The following is a 6,422-nucleotide window of genomic DNA, read 5'->3' as shown; positions in this document are numbered from 1 at the left end:
GCGGAGATCATCAAGAATGAGGGTGACCACGTCAGCTCGGAGGAGCTGATTGCGATCATCGATAGGCGTGGTGGACCGGGTGCTCCCGCTTCGGCTCACGAAGCAAAGGCTGCCCCGGTCAGCCCGCCGCCGGCTCGGTGAGCCGGTCCGTCGAGCCCAAGTTCAAAGACCCTCTCAGCGAATGGATCAGACGTCGGCGGGTGTCAGGGTGAAGTGCCGGATCAGATCGTCCCGACCGATGTCGGGGTCCCGGTAGCAATCGCGGATAATCCAACGAACCCATCTTTGAACTGTGCTGATGGTGCAAGAGGGGCGATGGCCCTGAGCGGTTTGTCGTCAGCGGATCGCTTGGTCGCGGCGTCGGCGGGCGGCGCGGATCTCGGCGTCGGCGACCTTATCGTCCAGCAGCGCGTACAGCTGGGTGGTCTCGGTAGAGGCGTGGCCGAGGCGGCGGCGAACGGCCTCGATGGACACCCCGGCGTTGATGAGCTCGCTGGCGTGGGCATGACGCAGCTGGTGGATGTCGATCTCGACACCGGCGGCGGCGCAGTAGCTCTGCTAGCGGTGGTGGGCGGCGTCGTAGGACAGAGGTCCGCCGCGGCCGTTGATGGACGCGCGGAACAGTGGCCCGGCGCTGTAGCCCGCGCGGGCCAGGTAGAGCTTGAGCAGGGTGACGTAGCCGCGGTCGTCCAGCAGGACGGTGCGTACACCGCCGCCCTTGCCGTGGACGCGGACGTGTTCGTCGTCCAGGCGCAGGTCCAGGTCCTCCACGTACAAGCCGCACACCTCCGAGGCGCGTGCGCCGCACACATAGGCGGTCTCGAACAGCACCCGATCCCGCAGCCGGTCCAGCGGTAGATCCTTACGCGGCCGCCGCGAGCAAATCACCGCGAAGACCTTGGCCACGTCGGCGGCCGCGGCCGGGCGGGGCAGGCTCTTGGGCACCTTGACCGTGTCGATGCGGTCCATCGGGTTGGCGGCCAGGAGGTCGTGGCGGACCGCCCACTTGGCGAAGGAGGCGACGGCGGCGCGCTTGCGCTTGCTGCTGGCCGGAGACAGCTCGGCGAGCTCGGCCAGGAATGCGCGAACCGGCGCGGCGGTCAGCTCACCGAGTTCTTCGCCGTGGTGGGCGGCGAAGGCGATCAGGTCGCCGCGGTAGGCCCGCCGGGTGTGCGCGGAGGCACCGGCGTTGGCTAGGTCGGTGAGGAGTCGTCCAGGTGCCGGGCGAGCGGGTGGGAGCAGCCGAGCTGCTCAGCGATGACCGGATCCACCGTGCCGACCTCCACCATCCGCCGGGTTGCCAGATAACCGGGAAACGAAGCGTCCGCGTCAAACGACGGCGGCCCAGCTCACACTATGCCGGTGATCACCATTTTGCCAGATAACGAAGGTTATCTAAGAACCTGTCGAACCCCGGCCCCGATCACAACCCTGGGGGTGTTCCCGTCTCGGGCACCTGCGTCGGCAGTGTCGGTGTCCGGTCGATGCGCGCCCAGGCACACCAGCCCCGGCGACGGTATGGCGTCCGGACTACAGGGTGAGTAGCGCAAACTGCTCATAGCGAGCTGCCACATTCCGGAAGGTCCCGGACATTTACCAGGTGTCCGGCACCTTCCGGCAAGGAGACTCTGTGACATACCGAGATCGCTTCGAAGCGGTCTATGACGCGTACTACCCGGCGGTACACCAGTACGCCGCCCGCCGTACCGGTTCGCCCGACGACGCGGCCGACGTCATCTCCGAGACGTTCCTCACCGCCTGGCGGCGCATCGGCGACGTACCCGAGGACGAGGAGGCGCTGCTGTGGCTGTACGGGGTGGCCCGCCGCGTGCTGGCCAACCAGCAGCGCGGCGAATCCCGCAGGGCCGTGCTCACCGAACGGCTACGTGCGGAACTGGCCGCCGACCGGCCGGTCAGACCAGTCGATCTGGACCATGTTCGCGCCGCCTTCGACGGGTTACCCGAACGTGACCGCGAGGTGTTGGCGCTGGCCTGCTGGGAGGGCCTGACCAGCCAGCAGATCGCCAAAGTTACGGGATGTACGGCTATTGCCGCCCGGACCCGGCTGCATCGGGCTCGCAAACGGATGGCGGCGGCGCTGGAGCGGCAGGCGTCCTTGACGATCGCGATGGGGGAAGCATGAGCGACATCGACAACCTGGTAAGGGCCATCGACCCGGCACCACACGCGCCGGATCAGGGGCCCGGCGCGCGCGAGCTGCGTGCGGCGATCATGGCGACCCAGGCACGCCCACACCGGACGGCCCGGCGGCGCCTGCCGTGGCGGGCCGGTGCCATCGGGCTCGCAGCGGCCGCGGCCGCGACGGCGGTCTTCCTTGGCCAGGTCACCCTCACCGCATCGCCCTCTCCCACGGCCACACCCGGCGTCACCTCCCTGTCGGGCACGTCGATCCTGCTGGCCGCCGCCGCCAAGGCCCAAGCCGCCCCAGAAGGCGCCTACTGGCATCTCAAGCAGCTGTACGTAGGCTCGGCGGGACCGTACGGTCAGAACGGCAACACCTACCGTCTGGAAACTTCATACCTCTCGGAGACGTGGGTGGCCAAGGATGGCCGAGGCTGGATCGGCCGCAGGCAGCTGGCCGCACGCCCCCTGGATGTGGAGGCATGGCACCGGGACGGCTCGCCGACCGAATGGGAGATGGGAAAGGACGGCGGCGTCTACTCGACCTCGCCCGGTGAGGGCACTCTCACTCGGCTCAAGAGGGAGCAGAAGCTCTACTGGAGTGCCATGCCCCTGACCCTGAAGGAGATCGAGGCGCTGCCCGCCGACCCCGAAGCGCTGAAGAAACGGGCCGCTGAGGCGATCCGTAGCGATCAGGACTTCGCCGGTGCGGTGGAGGACGGCCTGCCGCCCACCTTGGCATCACTCCTGTACGAGCTGCCCGCCTCCCCACAAGTGCGCAGCGCGGCCTACCAGGCGCTGGCGACGCTGCCCGCAGTGCGGGTCGAAGGCCGGACCACCGATCCGCAGGGGCGGCCGGGCGTCGCCGTGACCTTCCCGATCCAGCAGGGCCAACCCACCCAGGGCCGACTGATCATCGACCCCGACACCTCCAAGGTGCTGACCTACGAAGTCACCGGCGTGCGGCAGAAGGGAGACCGGGCCAACATGGTGCTGGAGTCCGGCTGGACCGACGCCCGGCCATCCCCGCCCTCCGCCGAGTGAAGGCCGCCGGGCTGGCCGGCCGCGGCGCGAGCCCGCCGGCCAGCCCGGCTACATCCGCCCTCGGTGAGGGGATGTGAGCAGGCAAGCGGTGGTGAGGTGGAGCCGGGTGTCCATGTCCAACCGGAACCGGCCGTAGAGCTTGACATGGGGGCCAGAACAGAGGCTGAGCCCGCGGCGGTCTTCGGGGGTGAGCCGCTCATACGGCCCCGCACGCCGACAGGCGGCCACGACCATGGTTCTTTCTTCCAGGGTTCGGGCATCAGGGGTTGATCAGGAAGGTGGTGCCTGACTCGTTCACCAGGGTTGGCCGCAGCGGTCGCCAGCCGTCGTCCAGTTTGGCGAGCTCGGCTTCGATGTCGACGTCGATGAAGCCGAAGAAGTTGATGTTCTCGCGGTGGCCGGGGGCGATGAACGACAGCAGTTCGTCGGGGACTTCGCGGCCCTGGGCGCGCAGTTCCTTGATTGCCATGCCGTAATACTCGGTCGTCCACGTGATCACCGCGTTCGTCAGGATCGTAAGGCACCATGCCTGCTCGGTCTGGTCCTGCAGGTGGGGCCGGACGATGGTGCCCTGCTGGGCGTAGTGCAAGTCCCGGCGCAGCGCGTGCAGCGATTCGCCCTTGTTGAGCTGCCTTGAGATCTTGCGCCTGTAGACCGGATCCGAAAGGTAGCGGGCGGCGTGGATGGTGCGGCGCATCCGCCCCCACTCCTTCAACGCCGCGGCCAGGGTGTTCTGCCGGGAGGCGGCCGACCACTTCCCGACGATGAGCGAGGCGGTGGCCTCCCCGAACTTCAGCGATCCGCCCAGCCGTAGCAGGTCGGGGTAGCACTGGCAGATCAGGTCCTCGTTCCACCGGTCGGCCAGCAGCGGCCCGGCGTGCGGGTAGAGCGCGCTGGTCGCCGCCGGGGTGTCGACCCGCAGCATGGTGATCCTGCCCAGATCGCGCATCCTGGGGGTGAGGACCTTGCCGACCAGGTCGAACAACCCGAAGTTGACCAGCGTGGCACCGTGGGTATCGGTCGCGTGCTCGTGGATCGGCAAATCGGTGGCGTTGCCGAGCATCTCGTCCAGGGTGTAATGACCCTCGCGGGTGGTGGGCACGATCTGCTTCGTGCCGTACGTCGACCACTGGTCGGAGACATGGGTGTAGGTCGACAGGACCCGGCCGCCGTGGATGTTCATCTCCCGGGCCGTCAAGCTCTTGCCTCGGACAGGGAAGCGCTGCCCGTCCGAGGACGACATGGTGCCGCCACCGAACTTCCCGGCCAGCTCCAGCTTGTAGTGGTGGTTGACCAGGACCGTGTTCGCCTCGCGCAGCGTCTCCTCCCGCACATACCACTCCTGAGTCCAGGCGAGGGTGTCGTAGGACACCCCGCACGCCTCCGACATGCGGGTCAGGCCCAGGTTGGTGGCCCCGGCGATCAGCATGGCCAGGATGTTGCGTTTCTGTTCCACCGACAGCTTCGACTTGCGGCCGCCGGCGTGGATGAAGCAGTCCAGGAACTTGGTGCGGGCGTCCAGCTCGATCAGCAGGGAAGCGATCGGTACGAACGGCAGCATCCCCGACAGCTCCTCCCGCAGTTCCTTGGCCTCGGCCGGGATATTCTCGGCAGACAGCGGCGGGATGACCAGCCGTCCGGCCTCGTCCAGCCGGACCGCTCCGACGTCGTTCGGGGAGGCGTTGGCGAGCGTCTCCTCCAAGTCCTCCAGAGCCTGGTGGAACTCTTCCTTGACCTGCTCGATCGCATCGGTTGCGTCCGCCGGTTTGCGGACCAGCTTGCAGAACTCGGCCCGCTTGGATTCCCACTGCTCGTGGGTGTACAGATAGGTTCCCGGGTCGGCGTAGCGGCGCGAGCCCGGCACGAACACATTCCCGCTGCGCAGCCCGTCCCGCAACGCGAGCACGGTGCACAGCTCCCAGTAATGCCGGAATGCGGTGTCGTCCCCGCTCTTGCGGGCCTTGGCCAGATAGTCGGCGTACCGGGCGGACACGAACGACGTCGGCGCCCCGGCCGGGACCTTCCGGCCGCCGGTCCGGTTCAACTCCTTGAGGATGGCGACCGCGTCCATCAGGTCCGCGGTGCCGGGCCCGCCCTGGAAATCGATCGTGGCCAGCACCCTGGGGGTGAACTTCCGCAGATAGGTGTAGGACGCCTCCAACGCCGCCAGCCGACCGTGGTCGCGGGGTAGCGGCTTCCAGCGCACCGCGGCGACCTCGCGGAGCTTGTCCATCCCGATCCGCTCCCGTAGCATCCCGCCGACACGTTCGTCCGGAACGCCCGGGTCGACCAGGATCGGCAAGATCACGTCCATCAGCAGCTGGCGGGCCTCTCCTCTCTTGGCTCGTTCCGCCAACGCCTCGTCTGTCTTGGCCTTGGCGTGCGACTCCCGCCCCGACACCGCCTGATCGAACAAGGCGATGACCTCGTCCAGCTGGTCCACCGCAGACTGGGCCACCACCGCGAGCAGGATCGGGAACCGGCGCTCCCCACGCCGATCCAACCCCTGCACCGTTGAGCGCCGCCCCAACGTGGCCAGAAACCTGCGCCGCTCCCGTGGCAGCATCGACAAATCCAGCAAATGCGCGTCCAACGCGCGCAGGTACACCAGCTTGTCGATCGCCAACTTGATCGACGTCGGCGTCGCCTCCACCGCCGGCGTCGTCAGCCACGCCAGTCGGGTCGCCCCGATCTCCGGATCGTGCACCAGCAGCCGGTCCAGATCCGCCCGCATCGGCCTGGTCAGCAAATGATCGACCTTCTCCGACGTCAATGCGCCCGCGCCGACCCGAGCGGTCGCGACCATCTCCATCAGCGTAACCACGCCCGGCCGCACCACGCGCGCGCTGATCAGGAACTCCGCCGCCTGATGAAACAGCAGCGACGGCGAGTCGTGTTCCATCGCCCGGTCCAGCAGGAACTGTTCCAGCTCCTTCAGCGTCTCGCCCCTGGTCGGAACTGGTTTCCAGTCCAGATACTTCAGCACCAGCTTCAGATGATCACTGCGGGTCTGCGCCCGCCGACCGTGTGCACAGCTGGACGGCAAGCCCCAACCGCGCCGCGGGCCCGCGCCCGCCGCCACGGTCCAGATTGTCGATGAAGCCCAGATCCTTCCGCGTCAGCGTGAAGAACCGGATCAGCTCCTCCCGGCCGATGTCCGGATACGACCGCAGCCGCTCCATCTGCTCATCAGAGAAGAACTGGGTCGCCAACCCCATCAACCTCCACGGAAGCAC

2 protein-coding genes and 2 pseudogenes are annotated in these 6,422 nt (G+C 67.8%); 2 read left to right on the top strand and 2 right to left on the bottom strand.

What is annotated here, in order from left to right:
• Positions 1-336: 336 nt before the first annotated feature.
• Positions 337-1,143, bottom strand: a pseudogene (locus tag ABZS69_RS61170) (tyrosine-type recombinase/integrase).
• A 487-nt stretch (positions 1,144-1,630) separates the two neighbouring features.
• Between ABZS69_RS61170 and ABZS69_RS61165 the strand changes: the two are divergent.
• Positions 1,631-2,143, top strand: coding sequence for an RNA polymerase sigma factor (locus ABZS69_RS61165; protein WP_355392356.1), 513 nt, complete (start codon positions 1,631-1,633; stop codon positions 2,141-2,143).
• Positions 2,140-3,186 carry a CU044_5270 family protein gene (locus tag ABZS69_RS61160; RefSeq protein ID WP_355392354.1) on the top strand — a complete coding sequence of 349 codons (1,047 nt, stop codon included), beginning with the start codon at positions 2,140-2,142 and terminating at the stop codon, positions 3,184-3,186. The genes ABZS69_RS61165 and ABZS69_RS61160 overlap by 4 nt, the downstream gene beginning before the upstream one ends.
• A gap of 259 nt (positions 3,187-3,445) precedes the next feature.
• Here ABZS69_RS61160 and ABZS69_RS61155 read toward each other — a convergent pair.
• Positions 3,446-6,368: pseudogene (locus ABZS69_RS61155) on the bottom strand (Tn3 family transposase).
• Positions 6,369-6,422: the final 54 nt, after the last annotated feature.

Origin of the sequence: Nonomuraea sp. NPDC005650 (assembly GCF_040605375.1) — a bacterium.
Taxonomy (GTDB): domain Bacteria; phylum Actinomycetota; class Actinomycetes; order Streptosporangiales; family Streptosporangiaceae; genus Nonomuraea.
Note: the sequence above shows the minus strand (reverse complement) of the source record. Positions and strands in the feature narration are given on the sequence as shown.

Coding starts and splice junctions, on each gene's coding strand:
- ABZS69_RS61160 (WP_355392354.1), top strand. CDS start 2,140: ATGAGCGACATCGACAACCTGGTAAGGGCCATCGACCCGGCACCACAC.